At 39.6% G+C, this 22546-nt stretch carries 21 protein-coding genes; 13 read left to right on the forward strand and 8 right to left on the reverse strand.

What is annotated here, in order from left to right; translation table 11 throughout:
• Positions 1–57 precede the first annotated feature (57 nt).
• The 3 genes from H5159_RS09050 to tolC form a co-directional block, all read right to left on the reverse strand.
• A complete protein-coding gene (locus H5159_RS09050; RefSeq protein WP_002961954.1) occupies positions 58–630 on the reverse strand; it encodes a toxin co-regulated pilus biosynthesis Q family protein in 573 nt (190 codons plus the stop codon).
• A gap of 41 nt (positions 631–671) precedes the next feature.
• A complete protein-coding gene (gene lpxL, locus H5159_RS09055; RefSeq protein WP_182724706.1) occupies positions 672–1601 on the reverse strand; it encodes an LpxL/LpxP family Kdo(2)-lipid IV(A) lauroyl/palmitoleoyl acyltransferase in 930 nt (309 codons plus the stop codon).
• Between the two features lie 111 nt (positions 1602–1712).
• Positions 1713–3068, reverse strand: a complete 1356-nt coding sequence (tolC, locus tag H5159_RS09060; protein ID WP_002961956.1) for an outer membrane channel protein TolC — start codon at positions 3066–3068, stop codon at positions 1713–1715.
• Positions 3069–3219: 151 nt separating this feature from the next.
• On the opposite strand from tolC, the gene H5159_RS09065 reads away from it, so the two are divergent.
• From H5159_RS09065 to H5159_RS09110, 10 genes are all read left to right on the forward strand, one after another.
• Positions 3220–3846: an NUDIX domain-containing protein gene (locus H5159_RS09065; protein WP_182780181.1), complete on the forward strand. Its 627-nt coding sequence runs from the start codon at positions 3220–3222 to the stop codon at positions 3844–3846.
• Positions 3847–3872: 26 nt separating this feature from the next.
• A complete protein-coding gene (locus H5159_RS09070) occupies positions 3873–4331 on the forward strand; it encodes a DUF1249 domain-containing protein (protein WP_002961958.1) in 459 nt (152 codons plus the stop codon).
• Positions 4318–5103: a metallophosphoesterase gene (locus H5159_RS09075; protein WP_002961959.1), complete on the forward strand. Its 786-nt coding sequence runs from the start codon at positions 4318–4320 to the stop codon at positions 5101–5103. The genes H5159_RS09070 and H5159_RS09075 overlap by 14 nt, the downstream gene beginning before the upstream one ends.
• A complete protein-coding gene (locus H5159_RS09080) occupies positions 5088–5648 on the forward strand; it encodes a YqiA/YcfP family alpha/beta fold hydrolase (RefSeq protein ID WP_002961960.1) in 561 nt (186 codons plus the stop codon). The genes H5159_RS09075 and H5159_RS09080 overlap by 16 nt, the downstream gene beginning before the upstream one ends.
• Before the next feature lie 107 nt (positions 5649–5755).
• On the forward strand, positions 5756–7645 hold the full coding sequence (gene parE / locus H5159_RS09085; protein ID WP_002961961.1) for a DNA topoisomerase IV subunit B: 1890 nt from the start codon (positions 5756–5758) through the stop codon (positions 7643–7645).
• Between the two features lie 29 nt (positions 7646–7674).
• The gene (locus H5159_RS09090; protein WP_024605067.1) at positions 7675–8769 is read left to right on the forward strand and encodes a sorbosone dehydrogenase family protein; all 1095 of its coding nucleotides are present in this window, start codon (positions 7675–7677) and stop codon (positions 8767–8769) included.
• Between the two features lie 10 nt (positions 8770–8779).
• On the forward strand, positions 8780–11074 hold the full coding sequence (gene parC / locus H5159_RS09095) for a DNA topoisomerase IV subunit A (RefSeq protein ID WP_002961963.1): 2295 nt from the start codon (positions 8780–8782) through the stop codon (positions 11072–11074).
• Positions 11075–11236: 162 nt separating this feature from the next.
• Positions 11237–11950 (forward strand): 1-acylglycerol-3-phosphate O-acyltransferase, encoded by a 714-nt coding sequence (locus H5159_RS09100; protein WP_182780182.1) that lies wholly within the window; start codon positions 11237–11239, stop codon positions 11948–11950.
• Entirely contained in the window at positions 11950–12285 is a 336-nt protein-coding gene (rraB, locus tag H5159_RS09105) for a ribonuclease E inhibitor RraB (RefSeq protein WP_002961968.1), read from the forward strand. The genes H5159_RS09100 and rraB overlap by 1 nt, the downstream gene beginning before the upstream one ends.
• Positions 12286–12895: 610 nt before the next feature.
• On the forward strand, positions 12896–14068 hold the full coding sequence (locus tag H5159_RS09110) for a polysaccharide lyase family 7 protein (protein WP_024605063.1): 1173 nt from the start codon (positions 12896–12898) through the stop codon (positions 14066–14068).
• A 57-nt stretch (positions 14069–14125) separates the two neighbouring features.
• Here H5159_RS09110 and H5159_RS09115 read toward each other — a convergent pair whose 3' ends face one another.
• Positions 14126–15097 (reverse strand): zinc transporter ZntB, encoded by a 972-nt coding sequence (locus tag H5159_RS09115; RefSeq protein WP_024605062.1) that lies wholly within the window; start codon positions 15095–15097, stop codon positions 14126–14128.
• Between the two features lie 287 nt (positions 15098–15384).
• On the opposite strand from H5159_RS09115, the gene H5159_RS09120 reads away from it, so the two are divergent.
• From H5159_RS09120 to H5159_RS09130, 3 genes are read left to right on the forward strand one after another with little or no spacing between them, the layout of a single operon-like run.
• Positions 15385–15819, forward strand: a complete 435-nt coding sequence (locus H5159_RS09120) for an ATP-dependent zinc protease (RefSeq protein ID WP_002961974.1) — start codon at positions 15385–15387, stop codon at positions 15817–15819.
• A 2-nt stretch (positions 15820–15821) separates the two neighbouring features.
• Positions 15822–16727, forward strand: coding sequence for a 30S ribosomal protein S6--L-glutamate ligase (gene rimK, locus H5159_RS09125; protein WP_002961977.1), 906 nt, complete (start codon positions 15822–15824; stop codon positions 16725–16727).
• Positions 16714–17772: a succinylglutamate desuccinylase/aspartoacylase family protein gene (locus H5159_RS09130; RefSeq protein WP_002961978.1), complete on the forward strand. Its 1059-nt coding sequence runs from the start codon at positions 16714–16716 to the stop codon at positions 17770–17772. The genes rimK and H5159_RS09130 overlap by 14 nt, the downstream gene beginning before the upstream one ends.
• Before the next feature lie 104 nt (positions 17773–17876).
• Here H5159_RS09130 and H5159_RS09135 read toward each other — a convergent pair whose 3' ends face one another.
• The 4 genes from H5159_RS09135 to recQ form a co-directional block, all read right to left on the reverse strand.
• Positions 17877–18449: a mechanosensitive ion channel domain-containing protein gene (locus H5159_RS09135; protein ID WP_138489650.1), complete on the reverse strand. Its 573-nt coding sequence runs from the start codon at positions 18447–18449 to the stop codon at positions 17877–17879.
• A gap of 64 nt (positions 18450–18513) precedes the next feature.
• On the reverse strand, positions 18514–20223 hold the full coding sequence (locus tag H5159_RS09140; RefSeq protein WP_033021578.1) for a BamA/TamA family outer membrane protein: 1710 nt from the start codon (positions 20221–20223) through the stop codon (positions 18514–18516).
• Between the two features lie 169 nt (positions 20224–20392).
• Entirely contained in the window at positions 20393–20677 is a 285-nt protein-coding gene (locus tag H5159_RS09145; protein ID WP_002961372.1) for a DUF3630 family protein, read from the reverse strand.
• A gap of 7 nt (positions 20678–20684) precedes the next feature.
• The gene (gene recQ / locus H5159_RS09150; protein ID WP_024605058.1) at positions 20685–22508 is read right to left on the reverse strand and encodes a DNA helicase RecQ; all 1824 of its coding nucleotides are present in this window, start codon (positions 22506–22508) and stop codon (positions 20685–20687) included.
• Between the last annotated feature and the right edge of the window lie 38 nt (positions 22509–22546).

The following is a 22546-nucleotide window of genomic DNA, read 5'->3' on the forward strand; positions in this document are numbered from 1 at the left end:
GAATTGAATTGAATTGAAAACCCAAGCGCTTGCTTGGGTTTTTGTATGTGTAAACCCTTAAACCTTTAGTTTTAAACAGTTTGTACGTACAAATTCTGATGGTAACTCGGTAATAACCGCTGCTCTTTGTTTATGGCAAAAGTAAGTATAAACCTCATGCTCAAAGTCATCATTTATAGCGCGCCCAATTTGGTACAGTGCTGAAGTAAAGTTACTGTCTACTCTAAAATGATCTTTAACTACGTAATCTTTACTTAAGTACCAGTAGAGCTCAATCCCCTCGTTTTTAGCATATTGATTAAGTACATCTTTAAGAGTCGTGCCATTTTCAAAGCGCCTAGGTTCAACTTCTCCAGTCCAATTTGTAGGCATTGGATCTACTGTTCGCGCACGTTCAGCCAATACTCTATCCAAGGTTTGTTCTGGTGTTTTAAGTTTTAAAACAAATTGATCTCGTTCTTTATTACTTTTTACTTGGTTACGAATGGAGGAGTAAAAGCGTGATAATCCTTCGGCGGCTGCATTTTTAGATTTTTTAATATCAAATACAGAACCATCACCCACTAAGAAGTATACGGCGAGTGCTATTAGCACGGCTGCAAATGATAAATGTCTAATCCAAAACCACATGATTATTACCCACCTTATTTGTTCCTATTATTGTTATACCATTACTTTTTGTAAAAAGAAGGGGTATTTTTATCCGGTCGAGTTTTAAAGCGACGGTGTAGCCACATGTATTGCTCTGGTGCTGCATTAACAGATTGTTCCATGCGTTGATTTACACGTGCAACATCAGCCTTATCATCACCACTTGGGAAGTTTTCAAGCTCAGGTACTACCTCTAAATGATACTTTCCATTTTCGTCACGACGCGAGATTAAGCTCATAGTTTCGCAGTTTTTACTGCCAGCAAACATAAGAGTACCTGTTGTCGTTGCTGTGTCAGGGACGGCGTAAAATGGCACAAACTCACAGCGGTTACGGCCGTAATCTTGGTCAGGTAAGTAATAGCATACTTTTTTGTTTTTTAATGATTTTAGTAAACCTTTTACATCTTTTCGGCCAATTAGGTATTCGTTAGAACGAAGGCGGCCATTAGTTGTAAAGTATTCCATTAGAGCGTTGTTGTGAGGGCGGTAAAAGCCTAAACCTTGGCATTTTAATCCCATTACACGACTCGCCATTTCAAGATGCAGAATATGAGGTACAAGTAATAAAACACCTTTACCAGATGCCTGTACGCGCTCAAAGTGTTCCAAACCTTTGATTGAGCCATATACACTTTTTACTCGCCACTGCGGCCACCACCAAGCCATGCCGGTTTCAACCATTGCAATGCCGGTGTTTTCCATATTTTTGAGTACAAGGTCTTTTTGATCTGCTTCGCTCATATCAGGAAAACACAGCTTAATATTTACTTCTGCAATATGGCGACGGCGCTTCATAAATTTATGGACTAAGCGGCCAAGTTGCTTACCCATTGCCAGCTGTAGCTTTTGTGGTAGCCAAGAAATTAAGTATAAAAATAAAACGCCAACCCACGTTAGCCAGTATCGAGGGCCTAAAAAAGATGCTTTAAAAGGAGATGAGGTGACCACAAAAATCTCTCTGAGAATAAAAACGATAGTTTAACGCTAAGCGCTATAAAATACAAAAAGCCAGCTACATGCTGGCTTCGAATAAATCTATATTATGTTTAGCTGTAAAAGTTAAGCTGATTTTAAACCTTGGTTTATAGCAACCAAATCTTCACTTGTTAGTGTACCCGCAGCTTGTTTTAAGCGAAGGGTAGATAACACATAACGGTAACGCACATCAGCAAGGTTACGTTTTGCATCGTATAAATTTTGCGTACTCACTAGTACGTCAACAATGGTACGAGTACCTACTTCAAAACCGGCTTCAGTTGCTTTAAGGGCACTTTGAGCTGAAACAACCGCTTGCTCTAGCGCTTTGTAAGTCGCAATATCTGAAACAACTTGATTATAAGATGTAATTACTGTGCGAGTGACTGCGCGGTAATTTGTTTCATAATCTTGGCTCGCTGATACGTAAAACGCACGCGCTTGGTTAGTTGCAGCAACCGTTGCGCCACCTGAATATAAAGGTACGCTAAAGTTAAGCCCAACAGAGCTTGAGTCTGAACGCGGTTGGTCATCAAAATTAGCGCCATTTATTTGAGTGTCTGTAAGAGAGTCACCATAACTTGCACTTAGAGTTAGTTTTGGATAATGACCTGCTTTTGCTAATTCAATTTGATCTTTTGCAATATCAACCGTTACTTTAGAGACTTGTAAGTTGATATTTTTATCTTCAGCTACTTTAACAAAGTCGCTTGAGCGCTTAGTTGGCTTAGTTGTTGAGAAAGTATCTGTATTTAAAAAGTCTAATTTTTCGTGATATTTACCAGTTATCTCACGAAGTTGCTCGCGTGCAGTTTCTACAGCATTACTGGCAATAATTTCTTGGGCTACTGAGTTATCAAACTGAGCTTGTGCTTCGTGTACGTCTGTTATAGCTGTTAAACCTACTGCATAACGTTGTTTTGTTTGCTCAAGTTGACGTGCAATGGCACGTTTTTCAGCTTCGACAAATTCAAGGTTATCACTGGCACTTAATACGTTAAAATAACCTTCAGCAACGCGTACAATTAAATTTTGTTTAGCTGCATCATATAGGCCGCTTGCTTGTAGAGCTTGCTTATCGGCAATATCTAAAGTGTTCCAAGCACCTAAATCAAATAATGTTTGGCTTAAACTTACACCGCGAGAGAATTGGTCTGTATCACTTTCAACTTTTACTTGGTTAGATAAGTCGCCAACGCTTTGGTACGACGTTGCATCGCTTTTCGTATAACCCATAGTTAAACCAATTTGAGGTAATAGTGCACTCATCGCCAAATCGCTTTGGTAAGACTGCGCATCGGCTTGGGCTTTTGCTTTTAAAACAGTAGGATCGTTAGCTGTCGCTATTTCAAAAACTTGTAGTAAATCTTCAGCTTTCACTGCTGTTGCACCTAATGCGCATGATAAACTAACTAGCGCCGCAAGAATGTTCTTTTTCATGTGGGGTTCGGTCCTTAGACAATTTTTGTACTAAAAGCATGTTAACCTGTTTTACTGCATAACAAAAAAAATAATTAGTAAAACAGTATGTTCAAGTGTAACAGAATATATTAACGCATTTTAAAGCTTTAGATAAGTAGGAGGTAGGCACGTGGTTGATAAAAAGCTCGTTCAATTTACACATAAAGATGTAAATTTAAAGCCAATAAAAAACCTTTATAAAGGTTTTTTTCAGGTTGATTTATACCAGTTTGAACATGCACTATTTGCGGGTGGAAAATCAGAGCTAATTAGCCGAGAAATATTAGAACGTGGCGATGCAATTGCAGTACTCCCTTATGACCCAATATCAGATACTGTTCTTTTAATTGAGCAAATACGTATTGGCGCTATTAAAAGTAAGCACTCGCCGTGGCTACTAGAATGTATAGCCGGAATGACTGACGGCAGTACGGATTACGAATCAGTTGTAAAAAAAGAAGCGTATGAAGAAGCTGGGCTTGAATTAACTGAACTTGAATTTATGCTTTCATACCTATCAAGCCCTGGTGGTACAACTGAGCGCTTACATTTATATTTAGCGCGTGCTGATTTAAGCCAAGTGAAATCAGGTGTATATGGTCTTGAAACTGAAGGCGAGGATATAAAAACTCATATTTTATCGGTTGATGCTGCGCTAATGCGCCTCAATAACGGTGAAATGGATAATGCGGCAACGGTTATTTGTATGCAGTGGCTTGCGCTAAATCGCGAAAAAATGGCAAGCAAATGGGCATAAACTCTTACTAATATTATGGCGGAACTTTGACAGCACAATTAGCAACAAATCGATATATTCAAAGCCTCCCAAAGTATTTAACACTTTGTGAGCATAACTATGTGCGACTATTAAAGTTGTTACCGAGCGAGCGCAATATAGGAAGCATTCGTGAAGTAAAACTTGGCAACAGTGAATTTGCTACAAAAATTGATGGCAGCGCAAAATACACTATGGATATTTCAATTAAGCAGCTAACAGGAATGGTTAAAGGGATAGCGCCGCTGTATTTAACGGCTCGCTTGTATCATGATGCGAAAGTAGCTGAAATTATTCATCACGATTACCATCAACGCATAAAACCATCGTACGGATACCCCAACCCTAAAATGCATCAAAAAGATGAAAAGTATCAACTTAATGCTTTTTTATACGACTGGTTAGTGGCCTGTGTAGAGCACGGGCAAGCAACATTAAATTGGGATGTAAATAATGGCTTGGTTTGATGATACATATACATTTGATAAATCATCTTTGTGCATTGCGCATATTACCGACAGCCATTTATTTGCAGATAAAAATGGTGAATATTTTAATGCAAATACTGCAGCTCATTTTGAACAAGCTTTGGCACACATCGCTGAGCAGCCAGTAGATTGCGTAATTTTTGGTGGTGATTTAACACAAGACCATAGTTTCGAATCGTACTTATTATTTAGTGAACTTATAAATGCCAGTGACATCACTTGCCCTGTATTTTGGGTACCAGGTAATCATGATGAACTAGTAATGCTTAATCGCATAAGTGGCGGAAAAATAAATTCGGCTAAACATATTATTGCTAACGGGGTTGAGCTGCTTCTTATTAATTCTAAAGGGCCCACGCCCGCAGGATGGGTTACTGGCGCGCATTTAGATGAAATAACTGATACTTTAGTCAACTCGAATAATAGTAAAGTTATCTTTTGTCATCATAATCCGCTGCCAATAAATGGCTATCTTGATAAGCACTTATTAGAAAATGGTCCACAGCTTTTAAATATTTTAGTTAATAGTAATAATGTATCTGCGCTTTTTCATGGTCATGTACACAACGATTATGAACAAAACTTTAGAGGCTTGCCTATATATGCAAGTCCTGCCAGTTCAGTCCAGTTTGTAAAATACACTCCAAAGTGGGAGCAAAAAAATGCAGGGCCTGCTTACAGAATGCTAAATATAAAGAGTAAAAAAGATAAAGTCGAAGTAAAAACGGAAGTGGTATGGCTAAGCGCGTAATTTATATTCATGGCTTTAATAGTTCACAAAAATCATATAAAGCTGTGCGCTTTGGTGAGCTTATGGCAAACTATGACGTTGATTATTGTGTACCGAACTTAAACCACGAGCCCCTACAAGCTATAATTGAGCTTGAACAATTACTAACGCCAGATACCGTTTTATTAGGTAGCTCGTTAGGTGGTTTTTTTGCCACGTATTTATCGCAGCGTTATCAAATTCCTGCAGTGGTCATTAATCCCGCGGTCGCACCCTATAATTTATTACAGTCGTTACTTGGGCCTAATTATAATCCGTATCAAGATTATCATTACGATTTAAATAACAGTCATATTGAGGCGCTGAAATTACTCGCTGTAGATAAATTAGCACATCCTGAGTTACTGTATTTATTGCAGCAAACAGGAGATGAAGTGTTGAACTTTCAACACGCAGTAAAATATTATTCGCAATGCAAGCAATTGATAGAGTTTGGTGGCGATCATAGCTACGTTGAATTTGAACGCACCTTTGCAAGTATTGTAGATTTTCTTAAAATCACGTAAAACTAGTTAGCCTGAACTGAGGTTAGTTACTATATTAACGCTTTAGCGCATATAACAATAAAACTAGTAAACGTATTAGAGCCTTAGCGGATATAAAGACAAAAACTATGAGTGATCAAAATTATAACGCCGAAGCCATTGAAGTACTTAATGGATTAGATCCGGTAAAACGACGCCCAGGGATGTACACCGATACCGTACGCCCAAACCATTTAGGCCAAGAGGTTATCGATAACAGTGTCGATGAAGCTATGGCGGGCCACGCTACTCGTATCGACGTAATTCTCCACGAAGATAACTCGCTCGAAGTGAGCGATGACGGACGTGGTATGCCTATTGATATTCACCCTGAGGAAGGTATCCCTGGGGTTGAACTAATCTTCACTAAGTTACACGCCGGTGGTAAGTTTTCTAATAAAAACTACCAATTTTCGGGTGGTTTACACGGTGTAGGTATTTCTGTAGTAAATGCCTTATCTACACGTGTAGAAGTAACCGTAAGGCGCGACGCTCAACAATACAGAATGGCATTTGAAAATGGCGATAAAGTAGAAGATTTGAGCGTAATTGGTACTGTTGGTAAGCGCAATACAGGTACCACCGTTCGTTTTTGGGCTGATGTTAGCTACTTTGATTCACCAAACTACTCAATTACCAAGCTTAATCATTTATTAAAAGCCAAAGCGGTTTTATGCCCAGGACTGCGTATTAAGTTTGTTAATAAGCAAACAAAAGAAACCAAAGAATGGTTTTACGAAACTGGCTTAAAAGATTACCTAATTGAAGCCGTTAAAGGGTTTGAAACATTACCGCAAGACCCATTTGTAGGTGAATTTAAAAGCTCAATTGAAGGCGCTGATTGGGCTGTTGTATGGCTACCTGAAGGTGGCGAATCAATAGCGGAAAGCTACGTAAACTTAATTCCTACTGCGCAAGGTGGTACACATGTAAATGGTCTGCGCCAAGGCTTGCTTGAAGCAATGCGAGAGTTTTGTGAGTTTAGAAATTTACTACCTCGTGGCGTAAAGCTAACACCGGATGATATTTGGGAACGTTGTAGTTACGTATTGTCGGTTAAAATGCAAGATCCACAATTTGCAGGGCAAACCAAAGAAAAACTTTCATCACGTTCATGTGCCGCATTTGTATCGGGTGTTGTAAAAGATTCGTTTAGTTTATGGCTAAATGAACATACCGATACCGCAGAATTATTAGCTGAGTTATGTATTTCAAACGCGCAAAGCCGTTTGCGTGCAGCTAAAAAAGTCGTACGTAAACGAGTTACTGCAGGGCCTGCATTACCAGGTAAATTGACCGATTGTAGTGCTGCCGATAATGACCGAACCGAGCTGTTTTTAGTGGAAGGTGATTCTGCTGGTGGTTCTGCTAAACAAGCGCGAGACCGTGAATTTCAGGCAATTATGCCGCTACGTGGTAAAATTTTAAATACCTGGGAAGTAGAGTCGGGGCAAATACTAGCATCACAAGAAGTACATGATATTTCAGTGGCACTGGGTATTGACCCAGAATCAACAGATATGTCGGGACTGCGTTACAATAAGATTTGTATACTGGCCGATGCTGACTCGGATGGATTACACATTGCAACATTGTTATGTGCACTGTTTGTTCGTCATTTTCCAGAATTAGTAAAAACAGGGCATGTGTATGTTGCAATGCCGCCATTATTTAGAATAGATATTGGCAAAGAAGTTTATTACGCCCTAGATGAAGAAGAGAAAACCGCTATTTTGGCGCGCATAGAAGCCGAGAAAAAACGCGGAAAAGTAAACGTACAACGATTCAAAGGTCTGGGTGAAATGAATCCGTTACAGCTTCGTGAAACCACTATGGATCCTAATACACGACGCTTAGTGCAGCTTACGCTTGATGAAGAAGTAGAAACCATGGAAATGATGGATATGCTACTTGCTAAAAAACGATCGCCTGATCGTCGTCAATGGTTAGAAGATCATGGTAACAAGGCGCTCGTTTAATTGCTTGTGCCTAACACTAGGAGAGACGAATGAAAAAATTACTAGGAAGTTTGCTGTTACTTGGGCTGACTAGCGCTCCTGCAATGGCTAAAAATATACTTGATAAGCTCACCGTAGCACCTGGGTTTGAAATTAGTTTATTTGCAAATGATGTAGAAAATGCACGTCAAATAGCCGTTTCAAAAAAAGGTATTGTGTATGTTGGCTCTCGTAAAGCAGGCAACGTATATGCGCTTATTGATCACAATAGCGACGGCGTAGCAGATAAAAAAATTGTTGTGGCTAAAGGCTTAAACATGCCCTCTGGCATAGCAATTAAAGATGGCGATTTATATGTAGGCGAAGTGCATCGTATTATTCGCTTTAAAAATATTGATACCCAATTAAAAGATCCAAAGTTTGATGTGGTCTATAACAAACTACCGAGTGAGCGTCATCATGGTTGGAAATTTTTACGTTTTGCACCAACGGGAGAATTAATCATTCCGGTGGGTGTACCGTGTAATATTTGTGCTGAGGATGAGCGTTTTGGTCGTATTTTTGCCCTTAATGTAGAAACAAAACAAATAAAAACAATAGCTAAAGGCGTTAGAAACACAGTGGGTTTTGATTTTCATCCTGCTACTCAAGCCTTATGGTTTAGCGATAATGGTCGCGACATGATGGGCGATGATATTCCGCCTGATGAGTTAAACCGTGCAACGCAAGAAGGTGAGCATTTTGGCTTTCCGTATGTTCATGCCGGTGCAATTATTGACCCTGAGTTTGGTGAAGGTAAAAACATTGCCGATTACACATCGCCAGCACTTGCACTTCCAGCGCATGTAGCGCCACTAGGTATTCATTTTTATAACGGTAAGCAATTTCCAGCAAGTTATAAGCAACAATTATTTGTTGCTGAACATGGCTCATGGAACCGTTCTAAAAAGTCAGGCTATAAAGTAGGCCTTGCAACAATCGAAGTAGGTCGCGTAACTAAATATACGCCATTTATTACTGGCTTTATGAAAGACGAAACAACATTTGGACGCCCTGTTGCATTTGCAGAATTAGGTGACGGCAGTCTGTTAGTAAGCGATGATTACGCCAATGTAATCTACCGTGTAAGCTATAAGAAAAACTAGGTAAGCTTTAATGAGTGATACAGATACCTTGCTAATGCAAGGAATTGAGCAACAAACAATGGGGCGTTTTACCGAAGACGCCTATTTAAATTATTCCATGTACGTAATCATGGATCGTGCCCTACCGCATGTAGGTGATGGTTTAAAACCAGTACAGCGTCGTATTATTTATGCGATGAGCGAACTGGGCTTGTCAGCTAACGCTAAGTACAAAAAATCAGCCCGTACAGTGGGTGACGTACTTGGTAAGTACCATCCACACGGCGACAGTGCCTGTTACGAAGCTATGGTATTAATGGCGCAGCCGTTTTCTTATCGCTATCCTTTGGTAGATGGACAAGGAAACTGGGGTGCGGCAGATGACCCTAAATCGTTTGCAGCAATGCGTTATACCGAAGCGCGTTTATCTAAGTTTTCTGAAGTTCTGCTTAAAGAGCTTGGCCAAGGCACTGTTGATTGGACGCCAAACTTTGATGGCACCATGGATGAACCTGTAGTATTGCCTTCTCGTTTACCGCATATTTTACTCAATGGTATAACGGGTATCGCCGTAGGTATGGCAACAGATATTCCGCCACATAACGTACGTGAAGTGGCTAGCGCATGTTGTTTATTACTTGATAAACCAAAAACAGAGCTTGAAGAATTACTTGAGCTTGTACATGCACCAGATTACCCAACAGATGCTGAAATAATTACCCCAAAAGCCGATATTCATAAAATATATAAAACCGGTCGTGGGTCTATCAAAATGCGTGCGGTTTACACCGAAGAGCATGGCGATATTGTTATTACAGCGCTGCCGCATCAATGTTCAGGTGGTAAAGTACTTGAGCAAATTGCAGCGCAAATGAACGCTAAAAAATTACCTATGATTGCTGATTTACGTGACGAGTCAGATCACGAAAATCCAACGCGTATTGTAATTATTCCGCGCTCAAACCGCATTAAAGCTGAGCCATTAATGGCGCACTTATTTGCAACCACCGATCTTGAAAAAAATTACCGCGTAAACTTAAACATGCTAGGCCTAGATGGTCGCCCGCAAGTTAAAGACTTGCGCTGTATTTTAAGTGAGTGGCTAACATTTAGACGCGAAACAGTGCGTCGTCGTTTGCAGTATCGTTTAGATAAAGTATTAGCACGTTTGCATATTTTAGAAGGTTTATTAGCAGCCTTTTTAAATATCGATGAAGTGATTGAAATCATCCGCAGCGAAGACAAACCAAAGCCTGTATTAATGGAGCGCTTTGATTTAACTGATACGCAAGCAGAAGCTATTTTAGAATTAAAACTTCGTCATTTAGCAAAACTTGAAGAGTTTAAAATTCGCGGTGAGCAAGATGAACTAGCCAAAGAGCGTGATAAATTAGCGCAAATTTTGGGCTCAGAACGTCGTATGTCGACACTGCTTAAAAAAGAAATTCAAGAAGCCGCTGAAATGTACGGTGACGATCGTCGCTCGCCAGTGATTGAGCGCTCAGAAGCGAAAGCACTTAACGAAAAAGATTTAATTCCGTCAGAGTCAGTTACTGTTGTGCTATCAGACAAAGGCTGGGCACGCGTTGGTAAAGGCCATGATTTAGATGTACAAGGCTTAAATTATCGCTCAGGTGACGGCTTTAGAGCCTCTGCTCGTGGTAAGAGTAATCAACCTGCGGTATTTTTAGATTCAGCAGGGCGGGCGTTTGCAACTGATGCGCACAGTCTACCTTCGGCGCGTAGCCAAGGGGAGCCAATGACAGGTCGTTTTAACTTAACACCAGGTGCTAATTTTGAGCACGTGGTAATGAGTGAAGACGAGCAAGTATTGCTTATGGCGTCAGATGCAGGTTACGGCTTTATTACCGACTTTAAAGACTTAGTGAGTAAAAATAAAAATGGTAAAGCGCTGGTAAGTGTCCCTAAAGGTGGAATATTACTTTCTCCTATTAGGGTGAACGATGTTGCTAGTGATTACTGTATGGCTATTTCTAACGAAGGTCGCATGCTTTTATTCCCGCTACGTGACTTACCAAAACTTAGCAAAGGTAAAGGGAATAAGATTATTTCTATTCCTGGAGCTAAAGTACAAGCCCGTGAAGAGTTTGTAAAAGTGCTTGCTGTTGTGCCACAAGGAAGCAGTGTTACGCTTCATGCTGGTAAGCGTAAACTAACGCTTAAACCATCTGATTTAGAGCATTATCATGGTGAGCGAGGGCGTAGGGGTAATAAACTACCGCGCGGCTTACAGCGTGTTGACGAAGCCGTTGTTGAGCTAACCCCACAAGATGATGAACCAATAGAAGCCATTAACGAAGAGTAACCAATTACTTTTTTGTATAAATAAAAACGGTCTGCATTTGCAGGCCGTTTTTGTTTTAAAGTAAAGAGCTTGCATATTTCAGCGTACACTTGTGCGCTATTGACTCGTCTGTGTCACAAAATAACGCTATAATAATCATAATTGATCTTTGGAGAAACTCATTTGCTAGCTGTTATACGCGTTTTTATTATGCTGATGTTTATATTATTCAGTTGTATTTTTGGTTTATTACTTTCGATTGTAAGACCATTTCATCCCAATAATGTACATATTATAGCGGGCTGGTTTGGCTCAATGGCTAAAATGATTGGCGTTAAATTAGTTTTAACACGTCATAAAGATGCAATTGATGCAGGCCCTGCAGTTTATGTTGCTAATCATCAAAATAGCTACGACTTATTTACAGTGCCTGCAATGGTGCCTAAAAACTGCGTAAGTTTGGGGAAAAAGAGCTTAAAGTGGATCCCATTTTTCGGTCAGCTTTATTGGTTGTCGGGTAATATATTAATAGACAGATCGAATCGCTCCAAAGCAGCGGGAACTATCTCCAAAGCAGCCGAAAAAATTAAAAATAATGGCTTATCTGTATGGATGTTTCCAGAAGGCACACGAAGCTATGGAAGAGGGTTGCTACCGTTCAAAACTGGCGCGTTTCACACCGCAATGAGCGCAGATGTACCCATAATTCCGGTATGTATGAATACAACACATAAAACCATTAAGCTAAATCGTTGGGATAATGGTACAATTTACATCGAAATGTTAGCGCCTATACCGCTTGATAAAGAAATTAGCGCGCGTGAGCATGCTAAAAGCGTGCATAGCATTATGGCTGCTAAAATAACTGAATTAGATCCTCAAGTGAGAGAAAAATAATGGAAAACTGGCGTGAAATAAGTGAAGACATCGTAAGTTCACTACTAGAAGATGGATCAGATCCTGAAATACTTTATGAAGTAGAACACCATTTTGTGTGTGAAGACTTCCCTAAACTAGAGCAAGCTGCATTGGCTGCTTTTAAATTAGGCTACGATGTTGAAGAGCCAGCAGAGCTTGAGCTTGAAGATGGCAGTAAAATTTGGAGCTTTGACATTGTAGTTGAAGCTGAGCTAGACGTAGACGTTATTATGGAAGACGTTGATAAGCTAGCGCAACTAGCCGTTGAGTGTGATGTTGAATACGACGGTTGGGGCACTTACTTTCAAGAGTAATTAATTACCCAGCATTAGAAAAATAGTAAAGGCGAGCATTTAACAATGCTCGCCTTTTTTTAGTTTTACTCCCTGTTTAAGCTTTAAATACACTCATTAGCCTCTATATAAATCAAAAATGTACATTACCAATTTAAATCTGGTTATTACCAATTTGAAATTAGTCTTTAATTTATCTCTATTTTTATTTTTTATTCATACTAAATTAATATTGTCCATAATTATTGGTAAGCAGTGTTATTTATTTTTTAGTACTTATGTCTGAAATTAAAATTTATTTTTAAAAATTAATTCGTTACTTAATAAAGTCTAATGTGTTGATTAAATTGAAAATTAAATTTGTTTTTAAGTGGTAATAAAGATGTAAGTAATACTTATTTGCTGTACCACACTGTGTTGACATATTGGTAACAATAAATATAACCTTTATCCCGCCTTCGGGCACGCTTTTCGGTAATGTTAATTGGTAAGTTTTATTTGCCATTTAAATTACCATTACTATTCATACACAATTAAAAACCTGTATAGCGGTAAGATCTAAGTGTTAGTGAATTTCACTAACCTAAGTAGTTAGGTTGTTTTTATGTTCAGGTTTAAAGGAATAAAGATAATGATTAACCACAAGAAATTGTTTATTTGCACTGCAATTACTGCAACCTCAGCGTTATCTCACGCTGCAACTATTAATAACCCTGGCTTTGAAAGCGGTTTTAGTAGTTGGAACGAAACTGAGCCAGCGGCTATTTCATCTGATGCATATAGCGGATCTAAATCGTTAAAAATTCAGGGTAGTCCTGCACGTGTTTATCAATTAGTAAATATTCAGCCAAACACTGAATATACGTTAAGTGCTTATGTACTTGGTAAAGGGCAGATTGGGGTTAACGACTTAAACGGTTTATTTAAAAACAAAACCTTTGATGTATCGTCTTGGACTAAGGTAACTAAAACGTTTACTTCAGCGAATACCAATTCACTGCAAGTATTTGCTAAGCATTACAATAGCTCAAGTGATGTACGCTTTGATAATTTTACATTAGTTGAGGGCAGTAATAATGGCGGTGGCACTGATGATGGTGCAGGATCTGGAGACGGTACAACGATTCCAAGCAGCATTACAAGTGGTAGTGTTTTTGATTTAGAAGGGGATAGCCCTAACCCGTTAGTGAACGATAGTACGTTAGTATTTGTACCTTTGGAGGCACAGCATATTACGCCTAACGGGAATGGCTGGCGTCATGAGTACAAGGTAAAAGAAAGCTTGCGTGTTGCCATGACACAGTCTTACGAAGTATTTGAAGCAACTGTAAAAGTTGAAATGTCTGATGGCGGTAAAACAATTATTTCACAGCACCACGCCAGCGATACTGGGACTATTTCTAAAGTGTATGTTTCAGATACTGATGAATCAGGTTTTAACGACAGCGTAGCGGGTAATGGCATTTTTGATGTGTATGTTCGTTTGCGTAATACCAGTGGCAATGAAGAAAAATTTGCGCTAGGTACTATCACAAGCGGTGAGTCATTTAACTTGCGAGTGGTAAATAATTACGGCGATGTAGATGTAAGTGCACTAGGTAATTCGTTTGGTATTCCAGTAGAAGATGATTCTGAATCTTACTTTAAGTTTGGTAACTACTTACAGTCTCAAGATCCAAATACTCTAGATAAATGCGGTGAAGCAGGTAACTCTAATTCATTCAAAAATTGCTTTGAAGATTTAGGCATTACTCAATCAAAAGTAACAATGACTAATGTTACTTATACCCGTCAAACAAACTAAGTAGTCACTTAATTATGGCCACTCAATTGAGTGGCCATATTAAATGTGCGTTTTAATTTATAGCCATTTTTTATTTTTAAAATACACACCAATACCGCCAGTAAGCACAATTAAAAATATGACAAAAGCACTAAACGCATAAGGGCTCTCTGTACCAGGAATGCCTCCTACGTTTACACCTAAAAGCCCCGTTAAAAAGCCCAGTGGTAAAAAAAGTGCTGCCACTACAGACATAACATACATTCGCTGGTTTAACTGCTCAGAAACTTGGTTAGTGATTGTTTGCTGAATAATTTGCGCACGCTCAATTGAACTATCTAGCTCTTCAAGATAACGAATTAATAAGTTGGTGGTTTCATTAAGTTTTGCTTTATCGTCATCTAGTAACCATAGGTAGTGGTTATTTACCATTGAACTAAGGGCTTCTTTTTGCGGTTTTAAATAACGTTTTAAGGCAATAGTTTGGCGTCGCAACTGTGATAAACCTTGGTTGTCAAACTTTTTACTTGGTTCATCTATTTCTTCTTCAAACTCGTCGAGTGTTTCATCTAGTGAGTCAATAACACTTTGCATACGTGAGGTTAATTTTTGTGTAATAGAGCACACTAATTCAGAAATATTGCATGGGCCTTTATTTTCATTTAAACAGGCGAGCGTATCTTGCACCGATAATAAACGGCGCTTACGGGTAGTAATAAGAATGTCTTCGCTAATAAATAAACGAATTGAAACCATGTCTTCAGGGCTTTGTGCTGGATTTAAATTTACACCACGTAAAAATAACATGTGCCCGTTAGTTGTAGCCGTAATACGTGGGCGTGTTTCATCAGCAATTAAAGACTCTAGTTCGTAATCGTTTAAATGAGGCTGTGCCTTGAGCCATTCAACTGCCTCACTTTGGCTATAATCCATGTGCACCCAAAGTTTACCTTGGCTTGGTTGCCAGCTATTTAGCTCATTAGTGCTTCCAATAGGACGAGCGCCGCCTTGTCCATCAAGTACAAGTGCATGTAGTAAACCATTAATCATAATTAGTTCTCATAATAGTGTATTTTTAATACTGTTAACTATAGTGTATCTACTTAGTTGCTTACAGGCTTACCTTTACTTTTAATAAGTTAAGCTTAAATAGCAAAATATATGCAGAGCCTCTATGTTGAGCAAAGTGGCATTAAAGTACGGCTTAGCAAGGCGTGCATTGTGTGACCAGTTGCTTAAAAAGATCAATTTAATTTACTAATCGACTAGATAAATTTATTTCGTTGGTGTTTTTTGACCTGTAGCGTATAAGTCACTTTTTTATTAAGGGCACATTTATGACAGCAAAGATCACAGTTGGTTGGCGTGAGTGGTTAAGTTTACCTGAGCTTGGTATTAACGAGATAAAAGCAAAAATTGATACTGGCGCTCGCACTTCATGTATTCATGCAATTAACATTGAAGAATACGAAGTTGACTCAGAAAAATGGGTTAAATTTACGGCCCAACCACTGCAAGATGATGAGCAAACGCAAGTCACTTGCAATGCAAAAGTTAAAAAAATGAAGTACGTAACCAGCTCAAGTGGGCAAAAAGAGCTACGCTACTTTATAGAAACGACATTACATGCAGGCGAGCATAGCTGGCCTATCGAGCTTACTTTAACAAGCCGTGCAACAATGAAGTTTAGAATGTTATTAGGGCGTACAGCCATGGAAAATCGTATAGTCGTTGACCCGGCTTTATCTCAACTATTAGGTCGTAAGGTTTAACTATGAAAATCGGTATTTTATCTCGTAACAGAAAGCTATATTCAACACGTCGCTTAATTGAGGCAGCAGAAGCACGCGGCCACGAAGTTAAAGTGATTGATGCATTGCGTTGTTATATGAATATCAACTCTGAGCAACCAGAAATTCACTATCGCGGTGAAAACTTAAAAGAATTTGACGCAATTGTCCCGCGTATTGGTGCATCGGTTACATTTTATGGCTGTTCGGTACTTCGTCAGTTTGAAATGATGGGTGTTTATCCTGTAAATGAATCAGTCGCTATTTCTCGTTCGCGCGATAAATTACGTTCACTTCAGTTACTTTCGCGCAAAGGCGTTGGTATGCCAGTAACAGGTTTTGCCAGCAAACCCGATGACGTAAAAGACTTACTAGAAATGGTAGGCGGTGCACCTGTTGTAATTAAATTACTTGAAGGCACACAAGGCATTGGTGTTGTACTTGCTGAAACACGCAAAGCAGCTGAAAGTGTTATTGAAGCGTTTATGGGCTTAAAAGCCAATATTATGGTTCAAGAATATATTAAAGAAGCGGGTGGTGCAGACATACGTTGTTTTGTACTAGGCGACAAAGTAATCGCAGCAATGAAGCGCCAAGCACAAGAAGGTGAGTTCCGCTCTAACCTTCACCGTGGTGGTAGCGCTACATTAGTTCGCATTACTCCAGAGGAACGTAAAACGGCAGTAGCAGCGGCTAAATCAATGGGCTTAAATGTAGCGGGAGTTGATTTACTTCGCTCATCTCGAGGGCCACTTGTGATGGAAGTTAACTCATCACCGGGTTTAGAGGGCATTGAAATAGCAACAGGTAAAGATATTGCAGGTATGGTAATTGATTTCATCGAAAAAAATGCCTCAAGTAAAGGAACAGCAACACGTGGCAAAGGTTAAAATTAACCGTCCTTTTTCCTTATTAGGAGAAAATGTAGGCGTAGGCGAGCGTAAAACGCTTGCCTTAGAAGCAGCTAAGCTTTACACCCATTCACCACTTAATATTCCTATTGAAGTGGTTAATGGTGTAATGGAAGGCCCTGTGCTTATGGTGTGTGCGGCTATTCATGGTGATGAGCTAAATGGTGTAGAAGTTGTGCGTCAGTTACTTGCTAAAATAGATCCAAGCCAACTGCGTGGAACAATAATCGCTGTGCCTATTGTGAATGTGTTTGGCTTTATTCACAAATCGCGTTATTTACCAGATAGACGCGATATGAATCGCAGCTTCCCAGGTTCTGAACGTGGTTCATTAGCTGGGCGTATGGCTTATATGTTTTTTAATCAAGTGGCAGTACATTGTACTCACATTATTGATTTGCATACTGGCGCTATTCATCGTACTAATTTACCGCAAATTCGCGCTAATTTAGAAGATGAAGCAACCGCTGAAATGGCTAAAGCATTTGGTACGCCGGCGGTTATAAATGCATCCCTTCGTAATGGTTCATTACGCAGTGAAGCCGCAAACTTAGGTATACCTGTTATTACTTATGAAGCAGGCGAAGCGCTACGCTTTGACCCTATCGCTATTGCGGCAGGTGTGCAGGGCGTTGATTATGTTATGCGTCATTTAAAAATGATCCGTGGCAAGCGCCCTAAAAAGTTACCAGATCCTATTATTGCAGGTTCTACTAGTTGGATACGTGCAGAGGTTGATGGCATTGTGCGTGCACAAGTATCACTAGGGGAGCATGTAACTAAAGGGCAAGTGCTTGCATATATAAGTAGCCCTCTAGGGGATTCTGAGCTTGAGCTTTTAGCGCCTAAAGGCGGTATTGTTATTGGTCAGCAAACGATGCCATTGGTAAATGAAGGTGATGCGGTATTCCACCTTGCTTACTTTGCAAACGACAATAGTTTAGTAGAGCAGCAACTAGAGAACTTTATTGATGAGATAAATGATTTAGATGACGAGCTTAAAACAGCTGAACTAAATAACTAATAGCTAAACTAGATTCTGTTTAGCTAAGCATTAAAAAGCCGCAGTAGGTAATTACTTACTGCGGCTTTTTTGTGGACATTGCTTTATCAACGATGCTTTTTAAACTATGTTTTTTTAGGACCAATAATACGCTTTATAACAGGGGTTTTAGTTGGCTTTGGTTCTTTATTTAAAACCATGACAGGACGGGTCACAAATAAATTGTTAGGGTAAATTACACGGTGCCCATCAATATGTTCAAGTACTACATTCATTAAGCCCATTTCAACAATGCGCCCTTCAACATGATTCGCACCATCAATAATTCGTACCCAATAACCAACGCGGCAATCGTTTTGAATAAACATCAGTAAAAATGCGGTGAGATTACTCAATAATGACCAAGCGGCAAAAAGCGCTACCCCTAACATGGCAAATAAAGAAGAGCCTAAAACCAATAAACCACGCAGCTCTATACCCCAAAATACTAAAACCAAACACAGTACTACAAAGGCGAGTATAATTTTTAGTAAAAGCTCTGCACGGTATTTTCGGTGTAAATCTACTTTGCCTTTAATCGCTTTTTCGAGTAGTTTTTTGGTTATTTTTAATAGAAGAGGGAAAACCAAAATAGCGATTATAGTTACAACTAACTTATATTGTGATGCAAACAATTCTAAAACTTCTATTATTTCCACATTAGGTCCTGAACTTTCATAACAATTTAATGCAATTGGTATTAGTTTAACGTGTTTGTATTATTTAAAAAGTGTTTTTAACGCTTACTAGCCACTGGACTGAGTCTACATCGTCGTAGCTATCAACAGGGGCGGCAATATCAATGTGGATCATGGTTCCTGAGTTTGCGCGACTCGGTGCCAAACGCAGACCAACGCCTACATTTTTCAATACATGTGCATTTTCACCGTTATCTTCATCGTTAAACCATGCTCTGCCTACATCTACAAAAGCTGCGCCACCCACTTTAAATAGTTGCAGTAAATCGTACTCCCAGTAATAGCGCTTTTCTAAATTAACTAAAAAGCTGCGGTCGCCATGTTGATAATCCATAGGGTAACCACGCAGGCCTGTTTCGCCACCTAAAGTAAGCTGTTGATCAGCAGTCAGGTTTTTGGCGTATTGCACGCGGGCTTTAACATACCAAGATTGGTCTTCACTGGTATTTAAATAATATTGTACTTGGCTGGTGGCCATAAAGTTTTCGAGTTTTTTCTGTTCTTTATTCCAATAGCCATCAATATCAGCACTAAAACGCCATAAAGTATTATCGTTAGTAAAGTGGGCTTTTTTAAAGTTAAAAGAATACACCGCGCGGCTGTCGTCATTACTTAATGACTCATCTGAATAGCCAATTAAGCTTTTAATATTCCAACCTAAATTTAAATCCTCAGTGCGAGATATACTGTCAAAATTGCGTACCTTTATGTAGTTATCTTCAAACCAATGGCCGCTTATAAAGGGGTAACTTAAACTTCTGTCATCGGCAAGTGGTGCAAATGTAGTGTCTATAGCTTCAAAGGTATGCTGCTCGTCGGTATAGCCTAACGTTAGACGCTGGGTCCAATTATTATTAAGCGCTTTAGAGTGTCCTATAAATACACGGTTTAAATCGGTAGTTTGATCAAATTCGCTAAACTCTTCGCCGCGTTTATATAGTGACTCTTCGCGCTGCTCAGAATAGCTTAAAATACCGTAACTAAAGGGGGTGTCAATTGCGTAAAATGGATAGGTTAGCTCAAGCAAATGGCGCTTGCCGTCGCTGTTATCGGCGTACTCTAAACGGCCTCGGTAGCGAGTAGATAAAATATTAGGATCGTCGTAAACAAATAAGTAACCGCTGCGATCGCTGTCAGTGGTACGCGAAAAAGAAAGGCGCTTACCCCACCCAAGCAGGTTAGATTCTCTAAAACCTATACTCGATTTGTTTTCTCCACCGCTTCGACTAAAGTTCACTTCAGGTAAAAGTGTCCATAAATCACGGGTAACCACTTCTACATTAACGTCGCCGTCGCAGTTTTCGGTAGCACTAATTTGTGCATCATATAAGTAGCTTTCTTTGCGAAGTAAACGCTCTGATTCTGCGAGCTTTTTAGCGTCGTACTTGTCACCTGGGGAGAATAATAAAAGGTTATTAATGACATCGGGCTCTGTTTGAATGTGAGCGCGATTAGCAAAACGGAATAGGGCAATATTTTCCTCTTCAAGCTCAGTATTAAATACATTAAGTTGCTTGAGCTTTATTGAGGCTATTTTAGCGTTACTATTACTGTGCGTGAGGGTTGTTTTGTCTTGAACTTCTCGGCGTAGGTTTTTATTTGTGCTTAAATCTGTCTGTTCTACAAGGCAGTTATCAGTTTTCATTGAAGATTGTTGTGCGAACGTATTAGGCACATAAAAGCTTAAAACCGTTAAACTAATACAACATTGTGCTATCCATTTCTTGCTCACCATTAAACCTCTTACTGCTACGTAGCAAATGACTATCGTAATATCAGCTTACATCATTGTTATTATAATGTAAGTAAAAGGTATGGATTTTGAAATTAATTAATTGTTACCCATATTCACTTTTGTTAATAGCCAGCTGGTTTGCAGCGACCTATGCGCTAAGCATTAAAAGCTAGCTTAAATAAAATGCTAAAGCGGCGAGTAAGTGTTCAGCTTCATGACCTTCGGCATTAATCCAGATGCTTTGGCTGTAATGCTCATAGTTTAAATTAAAGGTTTGATGATTATAGGTAAAGCGAACTTGATGGCGATCGGCGCCTGCAGAATATTCGTTGAGTGTTACTTCGTCTGAGTGTAAAAATAATGTACTCCACAGCTCAAAGTCTTCATCGTTTGGTAGCTCAATGGGATTAATCAAAATACATTTGTGTGTATGGTCATATTCTATTTGGGTCATAATGCTCTTAATTAGTAGCTAGGTAATGTCGAATTGCCGTTAAAAATTCGCCGCCGTACTTATTTAACTTAGTAAAACCAACACCTGAGACCTTTAAAAATTCACTGTCGTTTGTTGGCATAAGCTGCGCCATTTCGGCTAACGTTTTATCATTAAATACTACATAAGGTGGCACATCGTCGGCATCAGCAAGTTCTTTACGAAGTGCGCGCAGGCGAGCAAAGAGTTTTTTGTCGTAATTAAATTGCGCTAACTTATCTTGATAAACGTGTTTGGCTTGCAGGCGTGGCTCGGCTAATTGCAGTGCGTATTCACCTTTTAAAATTACACGCGCGGCTTCTGTTAATCTAAGTGACGCACCTTGTGTTATATCTTGGCTAAGTAAGCCTTGATGAATAAGTTGGCGTAAAATACTGAGCCAAAACTCACTGCTTTTATCTTTACCTATGCCGTAGGTACTTAATTCATGATGATTATTATCGCGGATGCGGCTCGTGTTTGCACCGCGAAGTAACTCAACAATATAACCAAGTCCAAAACGTTGTCCCGCTCTGTACACACACGAAAGTGCTTGCTGAGCGACTAACGTACCATCAAAGCTTTTTGGCGGATTTAAGCAAATATCGCAGTTGCCACAAGGTTCGCGTTGATATTCACTAAAGTAGTTAAGTAATATTTGACGACGACATGTTTGCGCTTCGGCAAAGCTTGCCATTGCGTTAAAGCGTTGTTCTTCTACGCGGCGGCGTTGTTCGTCGTCTATGTCTTCAAAAAAGCGCCTTACGCGACCTATATCAGCTGGGTCAAAATACATTATAGCTTCTGCGGCAAGTCCATCTCGCCCAGCTCGACCAGTTTCTTGATAGTACGACTCTATACTTTTTGGAATATCGTAATGCAGTACAAAACGCACATTAGGCTTGTTTATGCCCATACCAAAAGCAACGGTTGCGACCACTATCTGTATATCGTCACGGGCAAACCCGGTTTGTACAAATTGTCGTTGCTCGTTACTCATACCAGCATGATAAGCGGCAGCGTTTAGTCCTGCATCTGCAAGCTTTTCAGCAATGTCGTCTACGCGTTTACGGCTGGTGCAATAAATAATACCGCTTTGGCTTTTTTGCTCCTTTAGGTAGCGAAGCAATTGCACCATAGGTTTAAATTTTTCTTCTATGGTGTAACGAATATTGGGGCGATCAAAGCTGCCTGTATGAATATAAGGCTGTTGTAGTTTTAATTGCTCAACTATATCAAACCGTGTGGCTTTATCGGCGGTGGCGGTTAATGCCATCATTGGGACATGTGCAAAACGTTGCTTTAATTCGTTTAAGCGAAAGTAATGAGGTCTAAAGTCATGACCCCAATGCGACACACAGTGCGCTTCGTCAATAGCAAATAAACTCACATTTAAATGCGATAAACGCTCTAAAAATTCGTGTTGTAATACTTTTTCAGGCGCCACATATAAGAGCTTAATTTGCCCCTGATGAAGCTGTTGATACACCAATTGCTGTTCTTCTCGTGCTAAGCTGTTATTAACGTAAGCGGCTTTTACCCCAAGAGCTTGCAGTTGCGTTACCTGATCTTGCATTAGCGATATAAGCGGAGATATAACAATGGTTACGCCTTCGAGTACTAAAGCAGGGATTTGGTAGCACACCGATTTTCCGCCGCCAGTAGGAAGCAATACAAGCGAGTCTTGACCGTTAATAGCGGCATCAATAACTGCTTTTTGACCGTCGCGAAATTCACTGTAGCCAAACACTTGTTTGAGGACAGTTTCGGGTTTACGCACAAGGGTGCTAGAAGGTGGAGTTGATGTATTCATTGGCGGGTATTTTAGTGGTTTTTTAGTGAGATGTCTTT

The sequence above is a fragment of the Pseudoalteromonas sp. SG43-1 genome (genome assembly GCF_014164415.1).
Taxonomy (GTDB): Bacteria; Pseudomonadota; Gammaproteobacteria; order Enterobacterales; family Alteromonadaceae; genus Pseudoalteromonas; species Pseudoalteromonas distincta.

Excerpts from the sequence above, each read along its gene's own strand:
- H5159_RS09050 (WP_002961954.1), bottom strand. The coding sequence starts at position 630 with ATGTGGTTTTGGATTAGACATTTATCATTTGCAGCCGTGCTAATAGCA.
- tolC (WP_002961956.1), bottom strand. The coding sequence starts at position 3,068 with ATGAAAAAGAACATTCTTGCGGCGCTAGTTAGTTTATCATGCGCATTA.
- H5159_RS09075 (WP_002961959.1), top strand. The coding sequence starts at position 4,318 with ATGGCTTGGTTTGATGATACATATACATTTGATAAATCATCTTTGTGC.
- H5159_RS09080 (WP_002961960.1), top strand. The coding sequence starts at position 5,088 with ATGGCTAAGCGCGTAATTTATATTCATGGCTTTAATAGTTCACAAAAA.
- parE (WP_002961961.1), top strand. The coding sequence starts at position 5,756 with ATGAGTGATCAAAATTATAACGCCGAAGCCATTGAAGTACTTAATGGA.
- H5159_RS09090 (WP_024605067.1), top strand. The coding sequence starts at position 7,675 with ATGAAAAAATTACTAGGAAGTTTGCTGTTACTTGGGCTGACTAGCGCT.
- parC (WP_002961963.1), top strand. The coding sequence starts at position 8,780 with ATGAGTGATACAGATACCTTGCTAATGCAAGGAATTGAGCAACAAACA.
- rraB (WP_002961968.1), top strand. The coding sequence starts at position 11,950 with ATGGAAAACTGGCGTGAAATAAGTGAAGACATCGTAAGTTCACTACTA.
- H5159_RS09110 (WP_024605063.1), top strand. The coding sequence starts at position 12,896 with ATGATTAACCACAAGAAATTGTTTATTTGCACTGCAATTACTGCAACC.
- H5159_RS09115 (WP_024605062.1), bottom strand. The coding sequence starts at position 15,097 with ATGATTAATGGTTTACTACATGCACTTGTACTTGATGGACAAGGCGGC.
- H5159_RS09120 (WP_002961974.1), top strand. The coding sequence starts at position 15,385 with ATGACAGCAAAGATCACAGTTGGTTGGCGTGAGTGGTTAAGTTTACCT.
- rimK (WP_002961977.1), top strand. The coding sequence starts at position 15,822 with ATGAAAATCGGTATTTTATCTCGTAACAGAAAGCTATATTCAACACGT.
- H5159_RS09140 (WP_033021578.1), bottom strand. The coding sequence starts at position 20,223 with ATGGTGAGCAAGAAATGGATAGCACAATGTTGTATTAGTTTAACGGTT.
- H5159_RS09145 (WP_002961372.1), bottom strand. The coding sequence starts at position 20,677 with ATGACCCAAATAGAATATGACCATACACACAAATGTATTTTGATTAAT.
- recQ (WP_024605058.1), bottom strand. The coding sequence starts at position 22,508 with ATGAATACATCAACTCCACCTTCTAGCACCCTTGTGCGTAAACCCGAA.